This is a genomic window from Geobacillus sp. 47C-IIb (assembly GCF_014679705.1).
Lineage (GTDB): Bacteria > Bacillota > Bacilli > Bacillales > Anoxybacillaceae > Geobacillus > Geobacillus thermodenitrificans.
In genome coordinates this window covers 484,136-510,106 of sequence record NZ_CP061473.1, presented here as the reverse complement: position 1 = coordinate 510,106, position 25,971 = coordinate 484,136, and the positions used below count along the sequence as shown (strand labels likewise).

Sequence of the window (25,971 nt, the reverse complement as noted above, 5' to 3'; positions counted from 1 at the left end):
ATTCGGTAGAGATCAGCCTTTTCTTTCTCGCAAACTCATCAGGATGAAAAAGAGACAGAAAGCGGGAAATAGTCGATTTATCAACGATTTTTGTGTAATCGATTACAAAATAGTAGGTAGACAGGCATCGAAAATTGCCTGAATAGTGTGTAATTGGATTGTCATTTCAGCCTAGGAGGTGATCCGGACCGCGCGAGAGATGTGTTGTTCGGTTTCACTCAAGCTTTATCATACAAAAAACAAGTAGGGGGATGGATAAGAAATGAAAAAGAAAAAAGCGTTTCAATCATCAGCTATTTTGTTAGCGCTTACGATGGGACTTACGGCCTGCTCCGGCGGTGAAAATGCTGACGGTGATGGCAATAGCAAAACAGAAGGCAATAAAGAAAGCAAATCCAGCGAAGTGGTTAAGATTGTCTATGCCCGTGGCCAAGACTCGACGAAAGCAACCGAAAAGTTGATCGAAGCATTTGAAAAAGCACATCCGAACATCGATGTTGAACTGCGGGAAATGCCGGCTGACACCGGCAAGCAGCATGATGCTTACGTTACGATGTTAAACGCCCAGTCGTCGGAAATCGATGTTATGGACCTTGATGTGATCTGGCCGGCTGAATTCGCCCAAGCAGGCTATACGTTGCCATTGGACCGTTTCATTGAGAAAGATGGCATCGATTTAAGCAAATACAACCAAGGGGCGTTAGCCGCTGGAAACTTCAACGGTAAGCAATGGGCGATGCCGAAATTTATTGATACGGGCATGTTGTTTTATCGGACGGATTTAGTGCCTGAAGATAAAGTGCCGAAAACATGGGATGAACTGTTAAAAACAGCAAAGGAACTGAAAGGGCAAGGCGGTACGAAATTCGGTTATTTAATGCAAGCGAAACAATATGAAGGGCTTGTTTGTAACGCTGTTGAATTTATTGCTTCCTACGGGGGACAAATCGTTGACAAAGACGGAAACGTTGTCGTCAACAGTCCGGAAGCCATTAAAGGTTTGAAAAAAATGGTGGAGATCGTTCAATCGGATGTTGTGCCAAGCAACGTGACGACCTTTATGGAACCTGAGTCTCACACCGCATTCATCGAAGGACAAGCACCGTTTATTCGCAACTGGCCGTATCAATATGCCTTGGCGAACGATCAGGAACAATCAAAAATTGTCGGCAAAGTTAGCGTTGCTCCGCTCCCGGCTGGCGATAAAGGGTCAGCTGCAGCGCTTGGTGGCTGGATGACGGCAATCAACAAATATTCGAAACACCCGAAAGAAGCATGGGAATTCGTCAAATTTATGACCGGGCCGGAAGGGCAAAAAATCTCGGCCGTTTATGGCGGTTTAGCCCCGACATTGCCGGAGTTGTACGAGGATGAAGAGGTGTTGAAAGCCAATCCGTTCTTCGCTGAAGAAGGGTTTGTCAACGCCTTGAATGCAGCAGTGCCGCGTCCAGTGGTGCCAAACTATCCGGAAATTTCCGAAATCATCCAAATTAACGTATCGAAGGCATTGGCCGGAGAGCTTACTGTTGAACAAGCGGTAGCAAACATGGAAAAAGAAATGAAGGCAGCGATGAATAAGTAAAGCGGCTGTGTTGCTCGGCGCGGTGCAGCCCAAGTGAGCAAGAAAAAATAACGGAGGAAGCCATTCGCTATGTATTAGCCTTCAGGCCGCTCTCTATCCGGTACTGAAGGCTAATACCCTTTTTAACAAAGAGAAGGGGGAAGGCAGCGATGAGGAATGAAAAGAGAATGGAGCGGATCTTAGGTTATTCGCTCGTCGCGCCGGCGTTGTTATTGATTTTAGCGATTGCTATTTGGCCAGTCATCCAATCGTTTTATTACAGCCTGTTCGACTATCGGCTCAACGACCCGAGGAAATCATCGATTCATTTAAACTACAGCCTTGACCTAGAGGGGTACTTGCAAAACTACCCGTTCTTACAAAGTGCCCTTAAACAAGAATTAGCTACTGCGGAAGGAACAGTAAAAGAAACGCTCGCCGAAGTGGAACAAAAATTAACGGATATGGATGCCGCCATCCGCAAGGACGAACAGGTGGCGAAACAATACGACCAAGTAAACGAAGCGCTTGATAACTTCGAGACGCCGAGTGAAGAAGTGAAAATTGTTGAGCTGGACGAACAAACGGCCAAACAGCTGATCAGCACGGTGGACAGCGCTGTTCAAACGTTGAAGCAAATTCACCAGGATGGGGGGCTCAAGCAGCCTGATAAAGTCGTTGGCCTTGCTGAAGGGCTGACCGGTGTCGTCATTGAACCGAACTTTGTCGGTCTGAAGCATTATAAAGACAATTTTAGCGATCCGCGCTTATGGAAGGCGCTATGGAATACGACGTTCTTTACTGTTGTGTCGGTCGCAGTTGAGCTTGTGCTCGGGTTGGCCATCGCCTTGCTCATTAACAAAGCATTTTTCGGCCGTGGGCTTGTTCGGGCGACGATTTTAGTGCCATGGGCCATTCCGACCGCTGTATCGGCACTGATGTGGAAGTTTTTATATGATGGGCAAAACGGGATTGTTGCTAAATATTTTGAAAATATTGGTCTTGTTGACCGTATGGGAGATTTGCTAACGACAGAAGCAGGGGCGATGTTTGCCGTCATTTTTGCTGATGTGTGGAAAACAACGCCGTATATGGCTTTGTTACTGCTTGCTGGGCTCCAAACAATCCCAAGCTCGCTATATGAAGCCGCTTCGATCGACGGAGCAACGAAATGGCAACAGTTCGTCAAAGTGACGTTGCCACTGCTGAAATCAAGTATTTTGGTGGCTCTTTTGTTCCGGACGCTGGATGCGTTCCGCGTGTTCGATCTGATATTCGTATTAACCGGCGGAGGTCCGGCGAATTCGACGGAAACGATTTCGATTTTAGCGTATAAAGTCATGTTCTCGCAGACGAATTTTGGAAATGGATCGGCGTTGGCAGTCATCGTGTTTATTTGTGTCGCCATCATTTCAATGATTTATATTAAGTGGCTCGGTAAAGATTTATTGTCCGACAGTGCGAGTGCGAAACGATAAGGGAGGTGAGATCATGACGAAAAAAGCAGGACCTCTTTTTTATATCTTTCTCGTCGTATTCGTCTTTTTTGTCATGTTTCCGTTTTTATGGGTGTTGCTCAGCTCGATAAAGCCGCTTAGTGAACTATTCGGCGATAAAGCATTTCAATGGTTTACTAGCCACCCAACATTAAAATCGTATATTTCCGTCTTTGTCAATTATCCATTTTTGCGCTATTTATGGAACAGCACGGTGGTTGCGACGATCACGACGGTTTATACCGTATTTGTCGCGGCATTTGCCGCTTACGCCATCGCGCGTTTAGAGTTCAGAGGCAAAACCGTCATTCTCGGTCTCGTGTTGGCGGTGTCCATGTTTCCGCAAATTGCAACCATTTCTCCGATTTACATGTTTGTGAAAAAGTTTGGTTTAACAAATAGTTATTTAGGATTGATTATTCCGTATACAACGTTTGCCCTTCCGTTATCGATTTGGCTGTTGGTCACCTTTTTCCGCAAAATTCCATTTGATTTGGAAGAAGCGGCAAAAATCGATGGAGCAACGCCAATGCAAACGTATTTCAAGGTCATTTTACCGCTCGCGGTGCCGGGGGTGTTTACGACCTCGATTCTCGTTTTTATCGCAGCATGGAATGAATTTTTATTTGCCTTAACGATTAATACGGCGGAAAAATACAAAACAGTACCCGTTGGTATCGCCATGTTCCAGGGACAGTACACGATCCCGTGGGGCGAAATCTCGGCGGCGACGGTTATTGTCACGATTCCGCTTGTCATTATGGTATTGCTGTTCCAACGCCGCATCGTATCCGGTCTCACGTCTGGCTCGGTGAAAGAATAATCGCTAAGGCAAAGGAGAGGGCGTCCCAAATGCAATGGGGCGCCCTCTCATTATATATGCCTCCGACGTTTCCTCAAGGCCATATCTTCTCTCTGGCACCTTGTGTTCAATGCCCATTCGTTTTAAAACATGAAATCATCAATCACTCGTTCTATCTGCTGCTAACTGTTCATATGTTAGTGACAAATATGAGGCCAACCTCTTATGAAGCTTTGAACGGTTTTCTGTATGTAGTTTGCCATAAATATACAGAAAATTTACAAAATTTAGGTTAAGTAATCGCTTTTTCATTACTTGAAAGGGGGTGGGAATGGTTCGTTCTTTTGTTATATGAAGCGAAGGGGGGATTTCATTGCGTTTTGACCGACCTTTTGAAGGCTATGTCGTAGGTGAACGCCACCGTTCGCGTGGTCGGACGATTACTGAGGCTGATATTGTACAATTTGCCGGTGTTTCCGGTGATTTTTATCCGTTGCATATCGATCGAGAATACGCGAAGCAGACGCAGTTCGGCGAACGGATTGCCCATGGGATGCTGACGTTGTCGGCGGCGACTGGGCTATGGGTGATGGAGCCGGGATGTGTGCTCGCTTTTTACGGCATCGACGCGCTCCGCTTCGTCCGACCAGTGAAAATTGGCGATACGATTTACGTCGAATCGGAAGTGAAGCAGTTGACCGAGCGGAGCGACACGGCAGGACTCGTCACAGTGCATCAACAAATCCTTAACCAGCATGGAGAGACGGTGGTTGATGCACTTGTGCATATGCTCGTGGCGCGGGAAGGAAAGAAGTGAACGGAGCGCGCGATGCTGCTTCGAGCGTTGTGGAGGGAGAAACAAACGTTCGTTTGAAAGCGTTAACATCGAAGCGAATAATCAACCGAGGTCGCTTTGGCTATTATTCATTTGTTATTTTTGCGTTTTCATATGATGAAAGGGGTGCTGGCGTCAATGACAACGACGATGGATGCGTCAGAGTTAAAACGCCAAAAAAGGCGGGCCGCGATTTCGAGCGTGGTCGGCACGACGATTGAATGGTATGATTTCTTCCTTTATGGGACGATGGCTGCGCTAGTGTTTCCACAGCTCTTTTTCCCGCAAAGCGACCCATACGTGGCGCTTATGCAATCGTTCACGACGTTCGCCTTAGGGTTTGTTGCCCGGCCGGTCGGAGCGGCCATTTTTGGCCATTTCGGCGATAAAATTGGCCGGAAGGCAACGCTGGTCGCCACTTTGTTGTTGATGGGGCTGGCGACGGCGTTGATCGGGTTGATGCCGACGTACGAGCAAATTGGCTTATGGGCTCCGCTCTTGGTGACCGTGCTTCGTCTCATTCAAGGAATCGGGGTTGGCGGAGAATGGGGCGGCGCCATTTTGATTGCGATGGAGTGGGAGGAAGGAAAGCGGCGTGGATTGATGGCTTCGCTGCCGCAAATGGGCGTGCCGTTTGGGCTGCTCACTTCTTCACTTGTGACGACGCTCATGCTCGCAGTAGGCGGCGACAGCTTTTATGCATGGGGATGGCGCGTTCCTTTTCTGCTTAGTTTTCTGTTGATCGCTGTCGGATTATATATCCGACTGAAAGTGCTGGAGTCGCCGCTATTCCAAGAGGCCCTGGCAAAACAAGAAACGAGCAAGATGCCGGTCGGCGAGGTGCTTGTCAAACATCCGCGCGAAATTCTTTGGTCTGCGCTCGCACGGGTGATTGAAAACGGATCGTTCTATATTTTTGTCACATTTATCGTTAGCTATGGGACGACATTTTTGGAGATGGAAAAAAGCATTTTCGTCAATGCGACAATTGTCGCTGCGATCATCAATGCGCTTGCCATTGTGTATTCCGGTCATTTATCTGACCGGTGGGGGCGCCGCCGTGTCTACATGACGGGTACCATTTTGCTTATGCTTTGGGCGTTCCCGTATTATTGGCTCGTCAACACGAAAAGCGTAGGCCTGATTATGTTGGCGACGATCATCGCCATGGTATTCCACGGCATGCTGTATGGCCCGCAGGCGGCGATGATCGCGGAAAACTTCCCGACACGCCTGCGCTATAGCGGCGCTTCGCTCGGCTACCAGCTGGCCGCGATCATTGCCGGTGGACCAGCGCCGCTCATCAGCACGTGGCTGCTGCACAAATACGGCAGCGCTACCGCGATTTCCTTCTATATCGTGGTCATGGGATTGATTTCGCTCGTCGGTGTCAAAATGCTTCAAGACCGAGCCCGCCAAGCGATTGATTAATAATCGATCCGAACCCATAGGCGCCTCTGCATTCGTGCAGAGGCGTTTTTGGTGCTGAATCGGTTGTCTTTCATGTAAAAAACAGAAAAACGTTAGATCCTTTATTGGCGTGTTTTGATCATTCTTCCCGATTAGGGCGTTTTCTAAATAAACCAAGTAAATAGTATGGATATGAAAAGACTTTGCAACACCGTTTGAAAAATTTTGATGAAGCGACATTTTTTCGCCAAGTTTTTTTGAACTAAAAAGGTTTTTATCCGTCGCTGCCAACGGAAAGATTGTGATACTGGTTGCTCATTCCCGCGTAAGGAAGCAAACATTGAAGATTTTTAATCGTATGAAAAGGGGACTTGACAACGGTACTAAGCTTCATATACGATGGTAATGTAATCGATTACATATTTGAGAGGATTTCATCTATGGCAAGCATAAAAGACGTAGCGAAACGGGCAAACGTATCGACGGCGACCGTGTCGCGCGTATTGCGCAACGCCGGCAACGTCACCGAAGAGACGAAGCAACGCGTGCTCGAGGCGATCGAAGCGCTCAACTACCAGCCGAACGTGCTTGGCCGGTATTTGCGTCGCATGGAAACAGAAACGGTGCTCGTTGTCGTGCCCGATATTACGAACCCGTTTTTTTCGAAGGTGCTGCGCGGCATTGAAGCGGTTGCTCTCGAACACGGGTACCAAGTGCTGCTTGGCGATACGCAAAATGATGCTCAGCTTGAGGAGCAATATTTGAATGTACTGCCGCAAAGGCAAGTAGACGGGATGATTTTTTTAACTGCTCGCATCCGCAAAGAACTGATGGAAGAAATGGCGCGGCAGTTTCCGATTGTCCTCGCGTGCGAATATTTGGAGGGGACCGATATCCCGACCGTATCGATCGACAACATTAGCAGCGCCCGCAAGGCAACGGAACATTTGATTCATCTCGGCCATCGCCGCATCGCCCACCTGTCCGGCCCGATGGATGTCATTTTGGGGCGAGATCGGCTGCGCGGCTATTATCAAGCGTTGGCGCAGCATGGAATCGATGCCGACCCAGCACTCGTGCAAGAAGGTGACTTTTCCTACGAATCGGGATACAACATGACATTGAAGTTGCTCGCCCTTGAAGAACCACCGACAGCGATTTTCGCCGCCAATGACGAGATGGCGATCGGGGCGATCAAAGCGATCCGTCACCGCGGTGGTCGTGTTCCAGATGATGTCGCCGTTGTCGGGTTTGACGATATCCAAATGGCCTCGATTTTTGAACCTGCTGTCACGACGATCGCCCAGCCGACGTTTGAGATCGGCCAAAAAGCGATGGAGCTTTTGCTTCAGCTGATTGAAGGGAACGAGGTCAGCCGCCGTCAGCTTGTTTTGCCTGATCACCTTGTCATTCGTGAGTCATGCGGGGGGAAGTGCTCGGTTTGATGAAAGCGCTCCCCTCGTTGGCGGCGGAGAATAGGCGGATTTTTTTGTAAGGGTGATGTAATCGATTACATCACTCGATGTGTTGCTTCAGATAAGTGGCAATCTAGAAACAAGTTGCTTGAAAACAAGTGGATGCAAGGAGGAAACGATATGGAAAACGCACGTCCAATTCGCCTCGGGTTAATCGGAGCTGGTGGGATTTCAACCGCACATATTCAAGCGGCGCTCAAGCTCCCGGAGCGCGTCGTGCTGCAGGCCATTTGCGATGTCAACGAAAAAGCGGCCGCGGAAAAAGCGGAAACATACGGCATCCGCGACGTGTACCGCGACTATAAAGAGCTGCTCGCCTCACCAGATGTCGATGCCGTCATCATTACCGTGCCGAACTTTTTGCACGCCCAAGTGGCGGTCGACAGCCTGCGGGCCGGGAAACACGTTCTTTGCGAAAAACCGATGGTGATGAAATCGGAAGAGGCGGACGCCATCATTCGCGCCCGCGACGAATCAGGGAAACAGTTTATGGTGTCGCTGAACAACCGGTTCCGCCAAGCGGCGCAATGGCTTCATGCACGCATCGCAGAAGGCGCATTCGGCGACATTTATTACGCCAAAACAGGTTGGGTGCGCCGCCGTGGTATTCCTGCATGGGGGGCGTGGTTTTTTGACCGTGAGCGTTCCGGGGGCGGTCCGCTCATCGACTTAGGCGTTCATATGCTTGATGTCACGCTTTGGATGCTTGGAAACCCGAACCCGGTCGCGGTGACGGGGAAAACATACGCGAAGTTCGGTCCACGTCATCAAGGGGCATGGCCGGGCACGTCGTTTGCGCCAAACGCTTCGTATACGGTGGAAGACTTTGCCTCGGCATTCATCCAACTGGAAAACGACGCGACTGTGCTGCTTGAGACGAGCTGGGCGTCGCACATTGAAGAGGAACGGGCATATGTCGAGTTTCTCGGCACGGAAGGCGGTGTGCGCTGGGAGTGGAATGTGACCGGCAACCGTCAAGAAGTGAAATGGTTCCGCAGTGAACACGGTGTCCCGGCTGACGTCACACTCCATTTTGACGACCAAGGCGAACGGGTGGCGTTGCTTGACCATTTCGTTACAAGCATCACCAATAATACAACACCGCTTTGCACGGCAGAACAAGGACTCATGATCGCCAAAGTGTTAGAAGCGATTTATGCATCGTCCGAACAAGGGAAACAAGTCCGAATCGAATGGTAAGAGATCAACCACTTTGTGTATGCCGCGGCAAACCGAAATCCAATCGAGGGGGGATCACCATATGACAACACCAATCCGCGTTGTCGTCTGGAACGAATTTCGCCATGAAAAGAAAAATGAAAAAGTAAGAGCCATTTATCCGGAAGGGATGCATACCGCCATCGCCAACTACTTAGCCGAAGCCGGGTTTGACACAGCAACCGCTGTATTGGACGAACCGGAACACGGCTTGACTGACGAAGGGCTTGACCGGTGCGACGTTCTCGTTTGGTGGGGGCATATCGCCCATGATGAAGTGAAAGACGAAGTAGTTGAACGCATCCACCGTCGCGTCCTCGAAGGAATGGGGCTCATCGTCCTTCACTCCGGCCATTTCTCGAAAATTTTCAAAAAGCTGATGGGGACGACATGTAATTTAAAATGGCGTGAAGCCGATGAAAAAGAGCGGCTTTGGGTCGTTGCCCCGGGCCACCCGATCGTGGAAGGGATCGGGCCGTACATTGAGCTCGAACAAGAAGAAATGTACGGTGAGTTTTTCGACATTCCGGAGCCAGACGAAACGATTTTCATCAGCTGATTTGAAGGTGGAGAAGTGTTCCGCAGCGGCTGCACGTTTACGCGTGGGAAAGGGAAAATTTTCTACTTCCGTCCTGGCCATGAAACATACCCAACGTATCATCACCCAGACGTGCTGAAAGTGATCGCCAACGCGGTTCGTTGGGCCGCACCGGTCAACCGTGGGGAAATCATATTCGGCAACGTCAAACCGCTTGAACCGATTAAAGCGAAACAAGGGGGAGCAGCGCGATGAAATCGATCAATGTTGGCATCATCGGCACCGGTTTTTCCGCTTCATCTCATATTGAGGCGCTCCGCCGCCTGCCGTTCGTGAACATTGTCGCCATCGCTTCAAGCAGCCAAGAAAAAGCAGAGGCAGCCGCGCGCCGGTTCGGGATTCCGAAAGCATACGGCGACTATGAGGCGCTGATCGCCGACCCGGACGTCGAAGCGGTTCACAACTGCACGCGCAACGTCTTGCATTTTCCGATCAACAAGGCCGTACTTGAAGCGGGAAAACATTTATTATCAGAAAAGCCGCTCGCGATGAACAGCGAACAGTCAATCGAACTGAAAAAGCTGGCTGAAAAAAGCCCGGGTTTAAGCGCTGTCTGCTTCAACTACCGCCACTACCCGCTCGTCGCCGAAGCGAAAGAGCGGATCGCCCGCGACGCAAAGCGCATCCATTTCGTCTATGGCGGCTATGTGCAAGATTGGTTGCTTTATGACACTGATTACAACTGGCGGCTTGACCCAGCGCAAAACGGTCCGTCACGCGCCATCGCCGACATCGGCTCACACTGGTGCGACACAGTGCAATACGTGCTCGGAAAACGCATCGTCGAAGTGTTCGCCGATTTGCGCACCGTCCATCCAGTCCGCTACAAACCGAAGCAGGAAGGGAGCACGTTTACATCCGGGCATGCTCAAGACGCCGAACCGGTTCAGATTGATACGGAAGACGGCGGCAGTGTGCTCGTCCATTTTGATGATGGCACTCACGGCGCGTTTACGATTTCCCAAGTGAGCGCCGGCCGGAAAAACCGGCTCTATTTTGAAATCGCTACCGATGCGATGACGCTCGCTTGGGATCAAGAGCACCCGAACCGCCTCTGGATCGGGCGCCGCAACGGCCCGAACGAAGAAGTCGTCCGTGACCCGTCGCTCTTGTCGCCGCAAGCCGCCGCGCTCGCCCATTACCCAGGCGGTCATGAAGAAGGCTGGCCGGATGGGCTGAAAAACTTGTTCCTCGACTTTTACAATGCCATCATCCGGAAACAGCGCGGCGAGGCGCTCGGGGAGCTGCCGTTTGCGACGATCGCCGACGGCCACTATACGATGACGATCGTTGACGCCATTTTGGAAAGCCATCGCACGAAACAGTGGGTGCGGGTGGCGGAATAAACAGTTTTTGTTCGGCCGCTGCCAACACGGGCGCTAACAGCGCCGTCAAAATAAAATGGAGCGGTGAGGCCGGTTGCTGATTGACCGGCCTTACACCGGCGAGAAGGGGGAGAAAAACAAATGAAACTAGGCGTATTTACCGTTCTGTATCAACAGTTGCCGTTTGAAGAAATGCTCGATAAGATTGCTGCGATGGGCATTGAAGCCGTCGAGCTTGGTACCGGTAATTACCCGGGCAACGCTCATTGCGATCCGGATGCACTGTTAGATCAGCCGGAAAAAATCAAAGCATTGAAAAAAGCGGTTCACGACCGTGGGCTTATCATTAGTGCGCTCAGCTGCCACGGCAACCCGCTCCATCCGGACAAAACGTTTGCGAAGCAATCGCATGACACATGGCGGAAAACAGTGAAACTCGCCGAGCAGCTCGAAGTCCCGGTCATCAACGCCTTCTCGGGCTGCCCGGGCGACCATCCTGGCGCCAAGTATCCGAACTGGGTCACGTGCTCCTGGCCGCCGGATTACTTGGAAATTTTAAAATGGCAATGGGACGAAGTCGTCATCCCGTACTGGCGTGAAGAAGCAGAGTTCGCCAAAGCGCACGGCATTCATCAAATCGCTTTTGAAATGCATCCGGGCTTTGTCGTCTACAACCCGGAAACGCTCCTCAAACTGCGTGAACACGCCGGCGAAACGATCGGTGCCAACTTCGACCCGAGCCATCTCCTTTGGCAAGGCATCGACCCAGTCGAAGCGATCAAATTGCTTGGCCGTGAAAAAGCGATTTTCCACGTCCATGCGAAAGACACGTACTTGGACAAAGCGAACATTCGCAAAAACGGTGTGCTGGATACGAAACATTACAGCCAAATTCTCGATCGCTCATGGGTATTCCGCACCGTCGGCTACGGTCAAAGCGAAAAATGTTGGCGCGACATCGTCAGCGCTCTGCGCGCGGTCGGCTATGACTATGTGCTCTCGATCGAGCATGAAGACATGCTTGCCTCGATCGATGAAGGGCTGTCCCAAGCCGTGACGCTCTTGAAAAATGTGTTGTTCAAAGAAGAACTGCCTGAGATGTGGTGGGCATAAGAAAACAAAGAGGCTGTCTCAAAAGGTCGTTAAACCGACCTTTTGGGGACAGCCTCTGTTTCTTTTCTTTACTATTTGGTTATTTATTCCTTTTTTGAAGCAGGAATTTCTCCTTATTTCTGAATTTTATCCTGTTTTTTCTTTGTTGGATCGGTTGTGGCCGCCCACTTTCTCAAATTGTGAGCAGCACAAATAAGCCCCCATTCCAAGGTAATTTTTGGGAGCCCTCTTAACAAAAAGCGCTGAAATTGCTGGTTGTGCTTGATTTGCCCAAACACCGGCTCGTTTTCGATTTGTCGTTTTCGGTACGTCGCCGCCCCTTCTTCCGTGGACAGCCGTTTACGGATCTCCTGCCGTTGTTGTTGATTTTTCAAGGAAACGCGGATGGTTTTCGTGTCTTTGCCTTTGGCGCATGCCGTCTGAAACGGGCATCCGGCACAAGCCGTACAACGATACGTCCGTTTGACGGTAACGTACCCGTTGTCGGTCGTTTCCTTCCGTTCATACACAAACACCAACCGTTCCCCTTTGGCGCAAATCCACTCATCCAGCTCCTCATCATACGTCATGTTCTCGATTCGGCCGATCTCCTTCGCCCACGCTTTCGTTTGTTCCCGATCCAACGTGTTGTACTTGATCAGGGCGACTATCTCCTTTTTCTCACAGTACGTGTAGTTCTCCTCACTCCCATAGGCGGAATCCGCAATGGCTTGTTTAGGCATTGGACGCCCATAGGCGGCCAATTGCTCCAAATGCGGAATGAAACATCCGGCATCCCCTGCCCGTTGATGCACGCTAAATCCAGTGATGAATTGGTTCTCTGTCCCAATCTGCACATTGTACCCCGGTTTGAGCTGGCCGTTTTTCATATGGTCGTCCTTCATCCGCATAAACGTGGCATCCGGATCCGTTTTCGAAAAACTGTTCCGTTCGCCTAATCTTTCTTTGTATTCTTCATATTTTTTCTTACGGGGGAGAAGATCTTGTTCCAATTGCCGTTTGGCTTTCTTTAACGTACGATTCTTCGGCTCTTTCTTTAGGCGCTCTTCCACTTGTTCGATGACGGCTTCGATCCTTTCGGACGTGATCGGTGAAGCTTCCAGCTTTTCTTGAAAATCCCCCTCTTGTTCCGCCTCTTCATCTTCTTTCGTCACCTGTTCGATCGAGGCAACGATTTTCCGGAATTTCTCCTCCAGTTTCTGATCGTACTTTTCCGTTGATTTGCGCCAAACGAATGTATATCGGTTGGCATTGGCCTCGATTTTCGTTCCATCCAGAAAATAATCCTCTAACTTGACCAACCCTTCTTGACGCAGAAGATCGACAATGGAGAAAAACGTTTCGTAAATGATGTCCTTCATCCGTTCCGACCGAAATCGGTTGATCGTGCGAAAATCCGGTGTTTGATGGCCGGATAGCCACATAAAGTAAATGTTTTCTTTCAACTGCTTGGCGATTTGGCGAGAGGAGTAGATCCGATTGGCGTAGGCATACAGGATGACTTTCAACATCATTTTCGGATGATAGGCTGGACGCCCTCCGCCAGGATAGAGGGAAACGAACAGAGCCGGATCCATTTTTTCCACTGCCAGATCCACGATCCGGCAAAGATGATGTTTGGGAATGAAAATTTCAAGATCCATTGGCAAAATGAGTTGATCTCGGTTATAATAAATGTACATAAGAAAACCGTCCTTTCTTTGGTAGGGTTGTGGTGACTCTATTATACCAAAAGAGGAACGGTTTTCTTCTTTTTTATCCAAAAAAGTGTCCCAAAAGCGAACGCTATGCGAACACTTTTGGGACATCCTCTATATTGTTTCTTTAAAAGTCCAGCATCCACTAGCTGGTCGATTGTTCCCGCTTATGAATTAGTTTCATCAACATCCGAACGGAAAACGACAGAACAAAAATGGTGATAAACGAATACATCCACGTCCATCGATGGTATTCAATCAAATTCGTGTACTTTTCGTAAAGCACCTCAACACCTGTCAAAGCGGCCGCGTACAATAAGCATTGGCCAATAATACCAGGCAGGCGCGAGTGATACGAAGTTTGATAAAAATAAACACAAACGATCGGATAAAGGAAATATTCGAACAGGATGCTTGCTTCAAAATATTGGTCTAAAAACCGGACAGGGTACTCTAAGAGTTTGTTTTCTACAACAATCACGCCGAAAAACGTGGAAAAATACGTTTTTAACAAGAACACGCAAAGTTTGTCCTTGATGGGCGGGGTTCGCAGGCTGAAAAATAATAGAATGGCACCAATAACGAGCAACGACCACAAATGGATTTGATCCATGATTTCGTCATCTCCTATGAGGGCTTTGCTATTAGTTATTATGGACAGATACGGCTTAGTATAAAAGCATCGTCCACGAAGCAGTTTTTGTCCGGGGACTTTGTGGCTGAAGGAAAGGCTGCTCAACGTTCCCAAGAGGCTGGGGATTGAATAGGAAATGGGGATAAAAAATAAGATTTCTCAAATAGAGAAATCTTGGGATCCGTGACCTTACAATACTAACAAACCGTTGTGCGAAGGAGAAGTGATTATTTTTCACGACTAAGCATAATGCTCGCTCATTGGAGACGAAGAAAGGGCGGACCTAGTGATTCGCTGGCAGCTTTGGTGCCATCATACCCCAATCCACGGCGCTAGCGCCGCATCTTACACCGCGCGCGCCGATTGGCGGTGGATGCGCCCTTTCATGAAGAGAAGACGGTGACCATCGCTGGTCAAATCAATCATCGCTCCATTTAGCACATCCCTTCCGGACTTCTGTTCGTTCGCCTGCAAATACGCCACCCGATACCACTTTCGCCCGTATTCAAAGTACATATACCGTCCGCGATGAAAATCGATCCAAAACTTCACCGGCTCACCGTTTACGGTTTTCCATACATATCCCCACGCCCGGTCTTGGCGAACCGGCGCCATTTTCGGCCGCGCCGAATTGATCGCTTCATAATACAACCGGTGTTCCACGTCAAACAGCACCATCCTGCTCTCCTCCTTTTGGACAACTATACTATATGTATAGCGCCAACTAGGAGAAATAGACATGCCTATTTTCCTGTGTGTGCCCAAGCATCTGCCGCGCAAGCAGTCGAACCGCAAGTGTTAAGAAAGACATGGCCACCAATGAGTATCCTCGTGTTCAGTCGTGGTACTCGCCCCAATCTGTATTAGTGTTCAAATCTCCATGTGTGAGCAATGTCGATGTTGCTTTAGCATGATACTGGGGGATGTGAGGAAAGGGAGTTTTAATTAAAATTACAAATGACCAATCCTCTCAAAAAAAAGAGAACATTTTGCAAAAAAGGAAGAAGCGATATAATAAATGCATAAGAAAACTCAATGAATAACAAGCTGAATTGTTTTATGAGGAAGGGAAAATAAAATGGCATATGTCATCCCAGAACGCCCGGTATTTAAAACGAGTGGAGAAGAGAAACTATTTAATACCTTAAAAGAGAATTTGGACGATTTATGGACAGTGTACTATGAACCGGTGATTAATGGAAAATATCCTGACTTTGTACTTTTCCATGAATACTATGGAATTTTGATCATGGAAGTAAAGGATTATGTTCCGCGGACAATTCGGGAAATCAGAAAAGATTATTGGAAAATATACAATGATGGGAGGGAAATCAGTATAAAAAACCCTCTAAGCCAAGCAATTGAGTATCGAAATGAGTTAATGAATTTATTAAGCCAGCATGAAGAATTACTTGAATGGAAAGGAAATTTTCAGGGGAGGCTGAAATTCCCCGTAATCACAGGATGTGTTTTTAGCGATTTAACAAGACATGACATTACCCATTTAGGAATTGATCAAGTGATTCCGAGTGATCAAATACTATGTATCGAAGATCTCGAAAATAGTCATATCTTAAATGAGAGAATTAATAAGATGATGGGAAAGTTGTTTACAATTAATAGCCTTTCCCAAGAAGAAGCTCATATTATCAAACAAGTTATTTACCCGATTATTAAAATTGGCCATGTTAATTTAGATAATTCTTCATCAGAAGAGGAACGGAAGAAGGAAGAAGGAAAGAATCAAACATGCTTTCCAAAAAACATTCAATTCATTCCTTTTGAGCATTATGTGGATGAACTTTATTACATTGTCGATCGGATTCACCACCTTTACCAGAAAGAAGAAGTGAAAAATGTAGTGATAACTTATCCACTCAATCGTTTTTTAAGAAAAGAAACATTGAAAGAATTGATTGTTGACATGTTAAAAAACAGAGGATTGATGACAAAAAAGGATTGTCAATTACAGTTTCTGATTTAAAACAAGTGAAGGAGCATTACAATGCAGATTGCCTTTTTATTGTCGATATTAATTCTGTCCGTCCATCTTCTTTTGACGAGTGCTTAAAATTGATTATGGAGCAGGGAAGATATCATACAAGGATCGTATTAACAGCAAATAAACGATCATCGTTGACCGAGCAGCTAAAAAATCGATTAGCCTTGCGCTAATCGATTTTTAGCCAATTTTGGTAGCAAATTTTGTTTTGCGGGCAATTTGCCGATCCAACAAGCAGTAGTTTTTCTTTAGCCCGCGTTAAGGCAACGTATAACACCCGCAGTTCTTCTGAATACGTCGCATATTTATTTAGATTGACGGCTTCTTCGTAACCTTTTGATATTATTTTTGTGTTCGTTGAATAGTATTTTTCATAGCATAATTCAAGTGTCATTTGACCACGATGATACAAAATTTCAGGGTTTAGCGCTTGCTGGCTGATGCTTTGATCTAAATTTGGCAGGATCACAATTGGAAACTCAAGCCCCTTAGCTTTGTGAATCGTCATCATCGTGACGTAGCGATCATTAGAGTCAAGATCGAGAACATCCGCCTGCGGTTCGTCTTTCTTCGCTTGGATCATGGCTGAGAGCCATTGGATGAACTGTCCTAAGGTGATGTGTTCATTAAAACTTAACTCCCGTGCAAGTTGTTTTAATTTTACAAGGTTAGCATATACCTGTTTCGGATACATTTTATAGGCAAGGGTGAACTTGTAAATGTAATCCAATATCTGCGCCGGTGTAAATTTTGCAAGGACTGGTTTTAGATTTCCATAAAGTTGATCTAACTTGGAGCGGTCATGGTTGATAAAAATAGTGCCCAATGCTTCCAAAGTGTATTTGTCCATTGTTGGCATATATAAGTATTGGAGCAATTTAAGGGAATCAATAATTTCTCGACAGTTGTAGAAGTCACCGTTTCCAATGACCTTAAAAGGAATTTTATGTTTTACAAATTCTTTCTCGAAAGCTTTGATTTCGAAATTCTTCCGAAATAGTAAACAATAGCGGTTAGGGTCATCGTTAGTTAGTTTTTCCTTAAGCCACTCAGCTACTTTTTTTAGCTTGTGACTCTTCATGGCATAAAATCCATTCAGATACTGTGCTAAAATCGATATTGGCATTCGCATCTCTAGGTTTTAATGGTTCTTGGTAAAAAGTGTAATCATCAGCTCCTTTTTTCTTAATATGATCAAAAACTGTGTTGACAAACACGACAAGCGATGGAGTTGAACGCCAGTTTGTCGATAATGTCAGCACCAACCCGTCCTTGGCAATCCATTCTTCAATTTTTGAATATGAATCAATGTCCGCTCCTCGAAACTCATAGATTGACTGTTTTAAATCACCGACTAAAAATAATGAAGGGGCATCGTCTGATTCATCACAAATTAATTTGACCATTTCCGACTGATATAGAGAGGTATCTTGAAACTCATCAATAAAGATATATTTATACTTTTGCTGGATTTTCCGCAACAAGCCACGATCGTTCTTGAGTATTTTGTAGCAGTACTCAAGAAGATCATCGATATCTAATGAGTTATACTTTAGCAAATAATGATGTTTATGGACGCGCTCTAGCAACTCAATTAATTCTTTTTTTAGTCTCCGTACAGTTCGTTCTTCTAACGATGCATAACGCTTCGTTCGGGTTAGCACGGTTTCAATATCCAGACCTTTTGTACGCAGCATCTCATAGGCAGTCGAAAGAATATCTTTTAACTTATGGACAGGCATAATGTTCAAGTGTTCAATTGATTCATTGCTCTCTCTTTTTTCTTGAAGCCAAGCTTCGATCACTTCGGTAATCGCCTGATTACGCGAATCAGTTTTGACGCGGAAGTTTGGGTTAAACAATACGTCATCTAAATAATATGGGCCGGCCTCGTTCAAGATGTTTTTGCAAAACTTGTGAATGGTTGAAATTTGGGAGGAGTTTAACAGCTCCAGTTCATATCGAAACCTTCGCTGTTCGTCTGCAGACGAACAGCTTTTCCATTTGTCGTATAAACGATTTTTCAATCTTGCCTGCAATTCTTCCGTCGCTTTATTTGTAAACGTGATAATAGCCATCTCAGTGATGGATAAGGACGGATCTTCCTCAATTAATTGGATGATCCGTCGTGTCAATACTTCTGTCTTTCCAGTGCCGGCCCCAGCCTTAACTAAAATTTTTCGACTGTTTGCTTCAATCACTGCTCGCTGTTCATCTGTCAAGTTCATTGGTTAGCTTACTCCTTTTTCTTTACAAGCATTTTCAAAAGCGCAATAGCGACAATGGGCTCCAGCTGTTTTGGAGAATTGTCCTGATTCGATTTGTTGGGCGTAATAAGATAGTGATTGTTCAGCCTCCTGTTCTTTTCGGCAAAATCTACCAAGCAAATCAAAATAATCGTTTTTGATTTTTTCCATCTTCTCTCTTTCTTCTTTTGCTTCATTTGTCGAGAAGGACAAAATTCTTCGTAGGTTAGTAATTGGGTAATGGTGCGATACCGTTGCATAAGAAACGCGTAATTGGCGTTCGCCGATAAAAAGTATACCCATTGATTTTTGCTTCATTCCGTTGGCTTATTATCGATAGTGATGCCTGATTGTGATCCGGGTTTGATAAAATTTGTTTAAGCAATCCTTGCAGATGAAAATCGACACGCATTTTTACATCTTCCCAGTAGCGCTTTGACATTGGGAATACAATGTTCATCTCTTTTTCTGCTTCGTCAATAATACTAGGCAACGAGCGTATAATGACATCCATCTTTTCCTTGGATACTTTAGGGAATTTTTTGACTAATAAACCAACGGCCTTTTCATACAAAAAAGAAGTTGCATAATTTTGAAGATGAAAGGCAGTTGAGTATACATATTCCCGGTCTAATGTTTTTTCGTAATAAAATCTTCTCGGACAGAATTGATAAACCGCTATATCTTCAATAGTAATTACTTTGTCTTTTGTCAAAGGCGGCAGGTTAGGTTCATGGAACGGTAAAGATTTGGCGTTTGAAATTCTCCCGGCATCAAATAGCAATTCCTCTTTTTCCAGCAGACTTTCAATCGAAGACGGGGCGTTAGTCTCCCCAATCCCAAGGGCTTTTGCGATATCATACAGGTAATGGGAAGGAGAGAGTTTAATCCCGTTCTCAAATTGGGAATAGCAAATAAAAATATTTTTGTTCGCCGCTTGCAAAACAGCGTAAATATAATAAACAGAGCGATCTGCATAATAACGAAGCAAAGAATTTTTGTTTGGAAATTTTTGTTTGGTTGCTGCATTTAAAATTTTTCGCTCAATCTCAGCTGACATTGGCCATGTATAGGCAATACGCTCCGGATACATATGTTGGTTAAAGCGAGTAACAAAAACATACTCGTATTTTTGATATTCTACGTTGTTTGGTCCAGTAACTAGAACTTTGCTTGTTCGTATTTTTTCTTTTTTCGGCTTCCTTTTCATACTGCTTATCGTTTAGAATTGCATAAATGCGTTTGGCAAATTCGAAACGAGTGATTGCAAGATGGTTATGGATAGATAACTCCTCGGTAATTTCCGAAAGCCTTTCTTTCATTTCCAAATCGATTTCATTTGCATAAGGTGACTCTTCAAAGTAACGAATGATATGGTCAAGATGTTCATTGAATGTCATATCAGGTGAAGACATTAAATCAAAACTAATAGTTTCAATGGTTTTAAGCGTATTTTTCACATGAAACAGCGTTTCTTTATTGATGTAATATAGCGGGTGAGATGTATAATCATCACTAATTTGGTCTTTCGCCTCGATTAATTCGTCAAGCTTGTTGAACCAATCAGAAAATGTTTTGCAGTCTTCAAAGAACGCCTGCAAATCAACGACGCATTGAAGAACCTCTTCTTCATTAGGGATGTATATTAAACCACTTTCGATCAGTTCGAGCAACATGTTTGTATCTATAAAATGAGGAAGTTCCATTACTTCAACACGATCATCGGTATGAATTTTAAGTAAATTAAAAATAGCTCTTCCATGAGGAAGATGAATTAATGAACGTTCAGGAACTTCCATTTCGATTCCGTATATCTCGGCAAGCTCCCGCACAGTTGGGCGCAGCTGCATCGGATTAGGTGTAATTAACGCAATTTGATAAGGTTTCGCAGCACCTTGTTCGATAAGTTTGCCTGCACGTTCAACAATGTAGTCGAGCTCTTCCTCTTCAGAAATGAAACGCAATATCGTTAAGGAACGGTCACTAACGTCATTAACTTTTGAATGAAAAATAGACTGTGCCAGTTGATGAACAGTGCTATGGGCAATGTGTCCAGACTTTAGTGATTTCCAATTCGCTATAGGAACAAAGTTTGTATAAGTTGTTTTGATTGCTTCGAATGCTGGGTTTTGCGGAAAATCCAGATCAACTGGAACGAAGCAAATGATTCTCTTGCCCAGTTGTTGAAAACGGTTAATCAACATTTGATGCTTTGGCAACATAGGAAGAAAAAGCACCATCGAGCAAAAGCATATCAAAGTTTCCAAAGTCATATTCCTGAAGGAGCCGCACACAAGCTTGCCCATAATCAAGTACGCTCCGCTGCGAAAGTTCTGCTAAATAACTTTCATATAAATCACAAATGAGCTCCCATGATTTTGTTTCGTCAAGAGACCGAATTTCTTCTAAAGATAAGCCGCTTTGTGACAAAGTAAAAAAGCAATCAGCGATGTCTTGCAAAGAGAATCTCCATGCAATATTATTGGAAAATGAATGTCTTTCTAAAATCCGTTCAATCATTACTGTGGATTCGCGTTTGGATAAAACTGTATACGGACTTGTTTTAATTAGTTGCAACAAAAAGCGATCCATTTCATAAAGAGAAAGTCCTTCTTCTTCGAGCCTTTTCGCTACTGCTGAAAAATCTATATCTTTATATGAGAATAACTCCTTGTAGTGATTTCTATAACTTTGCAACCTCCGGCGATACAAAATAAGGGTTGGAACGATATGAAGTATTTTCTTCTTTCCGTAAATATTTATATTTTCCTTAAGCCATTTATCTATGTCATCTGTATGTGGAGTACAAAATATTTCCACTTAAATCCCACCTGTATATATTTTCTAAAACATATAGTATAATATGAAAATAGAGATTATCAACATATATTATAAAGCAATTTTGGTAAATATAGATCCCATTGATTGTATTTTTTAGATGGTAGATAGGACTTATTTAGGTCTTTTTAACCGATTGTGGTCACAGAGGAGGAATATCGATGCAAAAAGATGATGAAAAGCTTTTGGAAACTATATGCCAAAAACACGGCATCCAACCTTCCTATCTTAAACGGCTGTTTCTTATCGAGAAGGAATATGCAGATAGGAATATGGATACAAGAAGGGGTATCTATAAGGATATCAAGAAGAAAATTGAAGAATGGACGAAGTGAAATAAGGAGAGAGAGGCATGATTTTTGAGTATATAAAATTTAAAAATTACCGCCCTTATTACGGAGAGCAGTTTCTTCATTTCCGAAATCGAGAAAATGAGGTATCTTCATTATACAGGAAAAATATTGTGTTGATTGGTGGATTAAATGGACATGGAAAAACGTCATTAATTAATGCGATCTTTATTTGTTTTTATGGTCGCCGTAAATTCAAGGCCAAAGAGTATGAGGAATTGCTCCGAAATGCTGTGAACAAAAAGCACCTTGCCGAAGGGGGGAACAAGGGTTCGGTTGAACTTGCTTTCACGGACCATACGGGAAGCTACGCCATTGAGGTGGTTTTTAACCATCAGGAGCTCAAGGAAACAAGGCGTATATATCAGCTAAATGAGGAAATGCGGAAGGTACGAGAAATTGCCACGACAGAGCAAGCGTTTTACGAGTTTATTGATCAACGCATTCCGATGGATGTTTCGCAATTTTTCATCTTTGACGCGGAAAAGATTCGCGATTTGGTCGGCGAACAGGACAGCACTGAGACGATCCGAGCCATCCAAAAAGTCGTTTCTTTAGAGCTTTATAATCAATTATTGAAAGATTTGGACCATATATCTAAGGAACTGGCAAGGGATATGAAGAAGCAGGTAAAGGATAGCGATATCGAGGCTGTTCTTGACCGTGCTGATGAAATTAGCAATCAGTTAGATAAGTATCAAGATGAGGAAACAAAGATTGACGATCAGTTAGCGGTGTTGTCTGATGAGGTAAGGCAACTTGAGCGTGAGCGGCGGCAACTTATTGCCCAATCAAGCGCAACAAAGCAAGAATTGAGTCGCTGGATCGGCGAATATGAGGAAAAAGTAAGCCACTATCGGACTTCGTTGAAGAAATTTAAAGAAAAAGACCTTTACCAGTTTATTCTGCTTCCGGCCATTCGCCAGTTGAAACAGAACATAAGAAAAGAACGCGAATATTTGGATGCAAAATATAAGGAAAAGATGAAGTTTGCTCCATACGAACAATTTATTGAAAAACTTCTAGAAGTTGGTGTTTTTCCGCCGCTTTTAAAAAGTCAAAAAAATCAACTAAAAATAAAAGGGAAGGATATTTGGGCGGAATTAAACAATATTCAACGGACACTTCTTGAGGAAGATGTAAAAGTCATTCATGACTTGTCGAATAAAGATTATCACTTTCTATTGCAATATCCGGAGGCAAAAGTCCAAAATGTCCGTACAGTACTTGAGGAAATGAAAAAAGCTGAGGAAATGCTCACAAAGTATAAAGTCCAATTCGATGATGCCCCTGATGCTGTGGATACAACTGAACTTGATGAAAAAATTAAGGAGTATCATCAACAGCTTGGTGAATTGAAGCAAAAGAAAAAACAAGTATTTTCAGCCATTCGTCGATTGCGTGACGAACATACAAGACTTCAGCGTGAAATTACGGAAAAGCAAAAGCTGCGGGATGAACTGAGGCCGGTTGAGCAAAAAATACAGTTATTAAACAAGTTGCGCAGTGCAACACAGGAGTTTATTGATCAGGTGACATTATTAAAAGCGAAACAATTGAAGCTTCAAGTGGAAACGATTATGGAACAAATGTTTCGGAAAAGTGAATTTGGTGAGGTGAAATTTCATCCGGAAAAATTTACTTTGACAATTTACGACAAAGAAGGTCGAGAGGTCGACTTAATGTCGAGATCAGAGGGAGAAAAGCAGTTGATTGCCCTTGCTATGATTTGGGCGTTGACGAAAGTGTCGGGCAGTGAAATTCCATTTGTTATCGATACGCCGCTTGCTCGGTTAGACAGCATTCATCGGTCTAACCTTGTGCAGCATTACTTTACTAAATTAAGCGATCAAGTCATTATTTTATCAACGGACACAGAGATTACAAGCGATTTTTACAGTGAACTCGCTCCTTTTATTCAAAAATCGTATATTTTAAACTTTGTCGAAGAAGAGCAGTATACGAAGATTGAGGAAGGATATTTCTTTGAGAAGGTGAAAAATCCGTGGCTGGTATGAGATTATCGAAAACAGGTTTCGAGATTTTGCAAAGAGTCATGGCAGAACTTGAAATGGAACGTCCTGACGTATTAAGACTCGCATTTGCCAAAGGTTTAACTGAATCGGAACTAATTCGGGAACGGGAAAAAGAGGAGTTGGCCAATATTGAAATTCCCATGTCTGTTATTGCTAAAGGTGACGATGTGAAATTGATTAAACATTTAATCATTGATAAGATGCAAACTCAAATTAATGATGAATCATTGGATAAGCTCATTATTAGTTGTATAGAGCAAGGATTAGTAATCATGGATGAGGAGTTAAACTCTTTAACTGGGGCGGACAGTTACTTGTTTTATTTGTTAGAAAAGCACGGGATCGCATGAGTAATGTTAAGGAGGCTACCTAACTAAGTATTTAATTAGGTAGCCTTTATACATATTGACTTGCGCGGAGAGGACAGTGAATGGATTGATATAATGATGGTGAAAATATATTGGAACACTTCTATATACCGGTTTTGTCAAAGACAAAAGTTAAAAAGATCGATTGGGTATTTTTCCATTTATTCATTAGCTATGGCTGTCAAAGGAGCGAGTGCTCTCATATGAAGTGGGGAAAGGTATAATCGCTACACCTTTCCCGAGTGATATTAGCGACAGTAATATGGACAAATATGAGTTGATAGGTTAAGTTCTTTCACTGCTGCAGGCATGTTAATTAGCTTTTTCGCTGGAAAATCATCTAGTATATTTATTAAATCCTTGTGGTAATCCTTCCAGTCTAACGGAGTTGATTTCCGATTTGCTAAAAATAAACGTTTAGGGAAGATGACCGATTAAATGGACACACTTTTTATTGCGCTTTCTAATCCACTGCAGAAATGGTCAATATCATTCAAACTAATATACTTGCTTAATGACACTCGAAATGAGCTGCGAATTGCGAGCATGTTAAGTCCCATTTCCTTTAAAACATATGACGGTTCATTGATAGAGCATGCGGAACCTGTCGAGATTGCAAATTGATCCTTTAAAGCACGGATAATCAACTCATTGCTTACATTGGGGATTGTAAAGTTCACTACCCCAGGGATTTTGGCGGTTGGGTGTCCGTTAAATTGGATGGTAGGGAACAAATTATGTAGTTTGTTAATTAAGTATGTTTCTAACTCTATTAACTTTTGGTGATATTCTTGGTGATCCCGTTTTGCTATTTCCGCAGCCTTTCCGAGTCCAACGATATTATGCACACTTAATGTTCCAGAGCGATATCCATTTTCTTGATTGCCCCCATGCAAGAGAGGAGTGATTTTTGTTCGCAATCCAAGTTCTCTCTTGCGAATAAAGCACGCTCCAATCCCTTTCGGGCCGTACAGTTTATGGGCAGATAATGAGAGAAAATCAACCGGCGTTTTGGACAGATCTACCTCGATTTTCCCTACCACTTGGGTAGCATCCGTATGGAAAAAGGTATTTGGGCAATTTGATTTGACGTACTGCGACAAAGTTGGGATGTCATTCAAGGTTCCAGTCTCATTATTGGCCCACATAATCGATACGAGAATCGTGTCGTCGCGCAGAGCGTTTTTTAACGCTTCAAGCTGTACTTGGCCATAGGAATCAACGTCTAAATAGGTGACTTCAAACCCTTCATCTTCCAAGAATTTGCATGTCTCTAAAATAGATTTATGTTCGATTTTAGAAGTAATGATATGTTTTCCTTGCTTCTTATAGAAATGGGCAATCCCTTTTAGGACGAAGTTGTTACTTTCGGTGGCACAGCTCGTGAAAATGATTTCATCCGGTTCGCAAAAGAGTAAGGAAGCAACGCGAGTGCGCGCTTCCTCTACAGCTTTTTTAGCATTTTCTGCAAGTGTATAATACTTACTTGAAGGATTTCCATACTCCTCCATCAAGTATGGCCACATCGCTTCTCTAACCTCAGGGTCGATCGGCGTTGTTGCGCTGTTATCGAGATAAATCATTGTATCATCTCCAATTCGAAGTTCGCTAACCCTTTGATTAATTTCTCGTAATTCCCTGCGTACCTATATTCATTTTCCAACCACTTCGCTCCGCGGTCTAAATGTTTCTTAATCAAAGTAGGAAAGTATTCATGATCTGTAATAGGGCGACCAAGCTGCTGAGCGATTAGCGCCTTGTAAACAAAATCGTACTCTCCGGTCAAAGTATTACGGTTAAACTCCAAGCCGTTGGTATCCGAATCGAACGATTCGATTGGCTCTTTCGATAGAAGGGACAATGCAATAGCCAGTCGAGCGAGAACGTTTGGCGTTAGATTGGTACTAGATTGTAGCTGTTTTAAAATGTCCATTGTCTCTTTTGATGTCTTTAGGCGAAACTGCATA

General features: G+C 44.6%; 24 protein-coding genes and 1 pseudogene. 14 read left to right on the top strand and 11 right to left on the bottom strand.

Translation table 11 applies throughout. The annotated features are described in order from the left end of the window. Nucleotides 1–262: 262 nt before the first annotated feature. The 10 genes and pseudogenes from IC804_RS02475 (at nucleotide 263) to IC804_RS02430 (ending at nucleotide 11,833) form a co-directional block, all read left to right on the top strand. Nucleotides 263–1,582, top strand: coding sequence for an ABC transporter substrate-binding protein (locus IC804_RS02475; RefSeq protein WP_008880502.1), 1,320 nt, complete (start codon nucleotides 263–265; stop codon nucleotides 1,580–1,582). A gap of 149 nt (nucleotides 1,583–1,731) precedes the next feature. Further along, on the top strand, nucleotides 1,732–3,039 hold the full coding sequence (locus IC804_RS02470; protein ID WP_008880503.1) for an ABC transporter permease subunit: 1,308 nt from the start codon (nucleotides 1,732–1,734) through the stop codon (nucleotides 3,037–3,039). Between the two features lie 13 nt (nucleotides 3,040–3,052). After that, nucleotides 3,053–3,880 (top strand): carbohydrate ABC transporter permease, encoded by an 828-nt coding sequence (locus IC804_RS02465; RefSeq protein WP_008880504.1) that lies wholly within the window; start codon nucleotides 3,053–3,055, stop codon nucleotides 3,878–3,880. A 352-nt stretch (nucleotides 3,881–4,232) separates the two neighbouring features. Then, on the top strand, nucleotides 4,233–4,676 hold the full coding sequence (locus IC804_RS02460; RefSeq protein WP_011887636.1) for a MaoC/PaaZ C-terminal domain-containing protein: 444 nt from the start codon (nucleotides 4,233–4,235) through the stop codon (nucleotides 4,674–4,676). A 132-nt stretch (nucleotides 4,677–4,808) separates the two neighbouring features. After that, entirely contained in the window at nucleotides 4,809–6,125 is a 1,317-nt protein-coding gene (locus tag IC804_RS02455) for an MFS transporter (protein ID WP_223812879.1), read from the top strand. Between the two features lie 419 nt (nucleotides 6,126–6,544). Then, a complete protein-coding gene (locus tag IC804_RS02450) occupies nucleotides 6,545–7,549 on the top strand; it encodes a LacI family DNA-binding transcriptional regulator (protein WP_008880507.1) in 1,005 nt (334 codons plus the stop codon). 150 nt (nucleotides 7,550–7,699) lie between these two features. Then, complete coding sequence (locus IC804_RS02445; protein ID WP_008880508.1) at nucleotides 7,700–8,779, top strand: Gfo/Idh/MocA family protein; 1,080 nt, start codon at nucleotides 7,700–7,702, stop codon at nucleotides 8,777–8,779. 61 nt (nucleotides 8,780–8,840) lie between these two features. After that, nucleotides 8,841–9,590 (top strand): annotated as a pseudogene (locus IC804_RS02440) (ThuA domain-containing protein). Further along, a complete protein-coding gene (locus IC804_RS02435) occupies nucleotides 9,587–10,741 on the top strand; it encodes a Gfo/Idh/MocA family protein (RefSeq protein WP_060475985.1) in 1,155 nt (384 codons plus the stop codon). Before IC804_RS02440 ends, IC804_RS02435 begins: the two are co-directional and overlap by 4 nt. Nucleotides 10,742–10,861: 120 nt before the next feature. Continuing rightward, entirely contained in the window at nucleotides 10,862–11,833 is a 972-nt protein-coding gene (locus IC804_RS02430; RefSeq protein ID WP_008880511.1) for a sugar phosphate isomerase/epimerase family protein, read from the top strand. A 113-nt stretch (nucleotides 11,834–11,946) separates the two neighbouring features. On the opposite strand, the gene IC804_RS02425 is transcribed toward IC804_RS02430, so the two are convergent. The 3 genes from IC804_RS02425 to IC804_RS02415 all read right to left on the bottom strand — a co-directional run bounded on the left by IC804_RS02425 (nucleotide 11,947) and on the right by IC804_RS02415 (nucleotide 14,842). Continuing rightward, the gene (locus IC804_RS02425) at nucleotides 11,947–13,515 is read right to left on the bottom strand and encodes an IS1182 family transposase (RefSeq protein ID WP_190300613.1); all 1,569 of its coding nucleotides are present in this window, start codon (nucleotides 13,513–13,515) and stop codon (nucleotides 11,947–11,949) included. A 160-nt stretch (nucleotides 13,516–13,675) separates the two neighbouring features. Then, nucleotides 13,676–14,143, bottom strand: coding sequence for a CBO0543 family protein (locus IC804_RS02420; protein WP_008880512.1), 468 nt, complete (start codon nucleotides 14,141–14,143; stop codon nucleotides 13,676–13,678). Between the two features lie 366 nt (nucleotides 14,144–14,509). Continuing rightward, the gene (locus IC804_RS02415; RefSeq protein WP_008880513.1) at nucleotides 14,510–14,842 is read right to left on the bottom strand and encodes a hypothetical protein; all 333 of its coding nucleotides are present in this window, start codon (nucleotides 14,840–14,842) and stop codon (nucleotides 14,510–14,512) included. A gap of 400 nt (nucleotides 14,843–15,242) precedes the next feature. Between IC804_RS02415 and IC804_RS02410 the strand changes: the two genes are divergently transcribed. Continuing rightward, on the top strand, nucleotides 15,243–16,148 hold the full coding sequence (locus IC804_RS02410) for a nuclease-related domain-containing protein (protein WP_190300662.1): 906 nt from the start codon (nucleotides 15,243–15,245) through the stop codon (nucleotides 16,146–16,148). A 187-nt stretch (nucleotides 16,149–16,335) separates the two neighbouring features. On the opposite strand, the gene IC804_RS18435 is transcribed toward IC804_RS02410, so the two are convergent. The 6 genes from IC804_RS18435 to IC804_RS02385 are packed head-to-tail and all read right to left on the bottom strand — an operon-like array spanning nucleotide 16,336 to nucleotide 21,232. Beyond that, nucleotides 16,336–17,247 (bottom strand): 3'-5' exonuclease, encoded by a 912-nt coding sequence (locus IC804_RS18435; RefSeq protein ID WP_223812878.1) that lies wholly within the window; start codon nucleotides 17,245–17,247, stop codon nucleotides 16,336–16,338. After that, nucleotides 17,216–18,394: a UvrD-helicase domain-containing protein gene (locus IC804_RS18430; RefSeq protein ID WP_223812877.1), complete on the bottom strand. Its 1,179-nt coding sequence runs from the start codon at nucleotides 18,392–18,394 to the stop codon at nucleotides 17,216–17,218. The genes IC804_RS18435 and IC804_RS18430 overlap by 32 nt, the downstream gene beginning before the upstream one ends. Before the next feature lie 3 nt (nucleotides 18,395–18,397). Next, complete coding sequence (locus tag IC804_RS18995) at nucleotides 18,398–18,583, bottom strand: PD-(D/E)XK nuclease family protein (RefSeq protein WP_255505880.1); 186 nt, start codon at nucleotides 18,581–18,583, stop codon at nucleotides 18,398–18,400. A 55-nt stretch (nucleotides 18,584–18,638) separates the two neighbouring features. Further along, nucleotides 18,639–19,505, bottom strand: a complete 867-nt coding sequence (locus IC804_RS02395; RefSeq protein ID WP_190300660.1) for a PD-(D/E)XK nuclease family protein — start codon at nucleotides 19,503–19,505, stop codon at nucleotides 18,639–18,641. 7 nt (nucleotides 19,506–19,512) lie between these two features. Further along, the gene (locus IC804_RS02390; RefSeq protein WP_190300659.1) at nucleotides 19,513–20,616 is read right to left on the bottom strand and encodes a hypothetical protein; all 1,104 of its coding nucleotides are present in this window, start codon (nucleotides 20,614–20,616) and stop codon (nucleotides 19,513–19,515) included. Further along, nucleotides 20,606–21,232, bottom strand: a complete 627-nt coding sequence (locus IC804_RS02385) for a hypothetical protein (RefSeq protein WP_190300658.1) — start codon at nucleotides 21,230–21,232, stop codon at nucleotides 20,606–20,608. The genes IC804_RS02390 and IC804_RS02385 overlap by 11 nt, the downstream gene beginning before the upstream one ends. 179 nt (nucleotides 21,233–21,411) lie before the next feature. Here IC804_RS02385 and IC804_RS02380 point away from each other — a divergent pair, with 179 nt between their 5' ends. From IC804_RS02380 to IC804_RS02370, 3 genes are read left to right on the top strand one after another with little or no spacing between them, the layout of a single operon-like run. Further along, the gene (locus IC804_RS02380; protein ID WP_190300657.1) at nucleotides 21,412–21,585 is read left to right on the top strand and encodes a DNA modification system-associated small protein; all 174 of its coding nucleotides are present in this window, start codon (nucleotides 21,412–21,414) and stop codon (nucleotides 21,583–21,585) included. Nucleotides 21,586–21,602: 17 nt separating this feature from the next. Then, nucleotides 21,603–23,618: a DNA sulfur modification protein DndD gene (gene dndD / locus IC804_RS02375; protein WP_081157652.1), complete on the top strand. Its 2,016-nt coding sequence runs from the start codon at nucleotides 21,603–21,605 to the stop codon at nucleotides 23,616–23,618. Further along, nucleotides 23,615–23,986 carry a DndE family protein gene (locus tag IC804_RS02370; protein ID WP_223812935.1) on the top strand — a complete coding sequence of 124 codons (372 nt, stop codon included), beginning with the start codon at nucleotides 23,615–23,617 and terminating at the stop codon, nucleotides 23,984–23,986. Before dndD ends, IC804_RS02370 begins: the two co-directional genes overlap by 4 nt. Nucleotides 23,987–24,438: 452 nt before the next feature. Here IC804_RS02370 and IC804_RS02365 read toward each other — a convergent pair whose 3' ends face one another. Together IC804_RS02365 and dndE are read right to left on the bottom strand one after the other, a co-directional pair. Next, nucleotides 24,439–25,587, bottom strand: coding sequence for a cysteine desulfurase family protein (locus IC804_RS02365; protein WP_190300655.1), 1,149 nt, complete (start codon nucleotides 25,585–25,587; stop codon nucleotides 24,439–24,441). Then, nucleotides 25,584–25,970 (bottom strand): DNA sulfur modification protein DndE, encoded by a 387-nt coding sequence (dndE, locus tag IC804_RS02360; protein WP_081157661.1) that lies wholly within the window; start codon nucleotides 25,968–25,970, stop codon nucleotides 25,584–25,586. Before dndE ends, IC804_RS02365 begins: the two co-directional genes overlap by 4 nt. Nucleotide 25,971: the final 1 nt, after the last annotated feature.

Bases quoted from the DNA above. Each gene is read 5' to 3' on its own strand.
- IC804_RS02430 (WP_008880511.1), top strand. From the start codon at position 10,862: ATGAAACTAGGCGTATTTACCGTTCTGTATCAACAGTTGCCGTTTGAA.
- IC804_RS02445 (WP_008880508.1), top strand. From the start codon at position 7,700: ATGGAAAACGCACGTCCAATTCGCCTCGGGTTAATCGGAGCTGGTGGG.
- IC804_RS02365 (WP_190300655.1), bottom strand. From the start codon at position 25,587: ATGATTTATCTCGATAACAGCGCAACAACGCCGATCGACCCTGAGGTT.
- IC804_RS02450 (WP_008880507.1), top strand. From the start codon at position 6,545: ATGGCAAGCATAAAAGACGTAGCGAAACGGGCAAACGTATCGACGGCG.
- IC804_RS02425 (WP_190300613.1), bottom strand. From the start codon at position 13,515: ATGTACATTTATTATAACCGAGATCAACTCATTTTGCCAATGGATCTT.
- dndD (WP_081157652.1), top strand. From the start codon at position 21,603: ATGATTTTTGAGTATATAAAATTTAAAAATTACCGCCCTTATTACGGA.
- IC804_RS02475 (WP_008880502.1), top strand. From the start codon at position 263: ATGAAAAAGAAAAAAGCGTTTCAATCATCAGCTATTTTGTTAGCGCTT.
- IC804_RS02435 (WP_060475985.1), top strand. From the start codon at position 9,587: ATGAAATCGATCAATGTTGGCATCATCGGCACCGGTTTTTCCGCTTCA.
- dndE (WP_081157661.1), bottom strand. From the start codon at position 25,970: ATGCAGTTTCGCCTAAAGACATCAAAAGAGACAATGGACATTTTAAAA.
- IC804_RS02465 (WP_008880504.1), top strand. From the start codon at position 3,053: ATGACGAAAAAAGCAGGACCTCTTTTTTATATCTTTCTCGTCGTATTC.
- IC804_RS02390 (WP_190300659.1), bottom strand. From the start codon at position 20,616: ATGTTGATTAACCGTTTTCAACAACTGGGCAAGAGAATCATTTGCTTC.
- IC804_RS02410 (WP_190300662.1), top strand. From the start codon at position 15,243: ATGGCATATGTCATCCCAGAACGCCCGGTATTTAAAACGAGTGGAGAA.
- IC804_RS02420 (WP_008880512.1), bottom strand. From the start codon at position 14,143: ATGGATCAAATCCATTTGTGGTCGTTGCTCGTTATTGGTGCCATTCTA.
- IC804_RS02370 (WP_223812935.1), top strand. From the start codon at position 23,615: ATGAGATTATCGAAAACAGGTTTCGAGATTTTGCAAAGAGTCATGGCA.
- IC804_RS02470 (WP_008880503.1), top strand. From the start codon at position 1,732: ATGAGGAATGAAAAGAGAATGGAGCGGATCTTAGGTTATTCGCTCGTC.
- IC804_RS02415 (WP_008880513.1), bottom strand. From the start codon at position 14,842: ATGGTGCTGTTTGACGTGGAACACCGGTTGTATTATGAAGCGATCAAT.
- IC804_RS18430 (WP_223812877.1), bottom strand. From the start codon at position 18,394: ATGAACTTGACAGATGAACAGCGAGCAGTGATTGAAGCAAACAGTCGA.
- IC804_RS18995 (WP_255505880.1), bottom strand. From the start codon at position 18,583: ATGGAAAAAATCAAAAACGATTATTTTGATTTGCTTGGTAGATTTTGC.
- IC804_RS18435 (WP_223812878.1), bottom strand. From the start codon at position 17,247: ATGAAGAGTCACAAGCTAAAAAAAGTAGCTGAGTGGCTTAAGGAAAAA.
- IC804_RS02380 (WP_190300657.1), top strand. From the start codon at position 21,412: ATGCAAAAAGATGATGAAAAGCTTTTGGAAACTATATGCCAAAAACAC.
- IC804_RS02455 (WP_223812879.1), top strand. From the start codon at position 4,809: ATGATGAAAGGGGTGCTGGCGTCAATGACAACGACGATGGATGCGTCA.
- IC804_RS02395 (WP_190300660.1), bottom strand. From the start codon at position 19,505: ATGTATCCGGAGCGTATTGCCTATACATGGCCAATGTCAGCTGAGATT.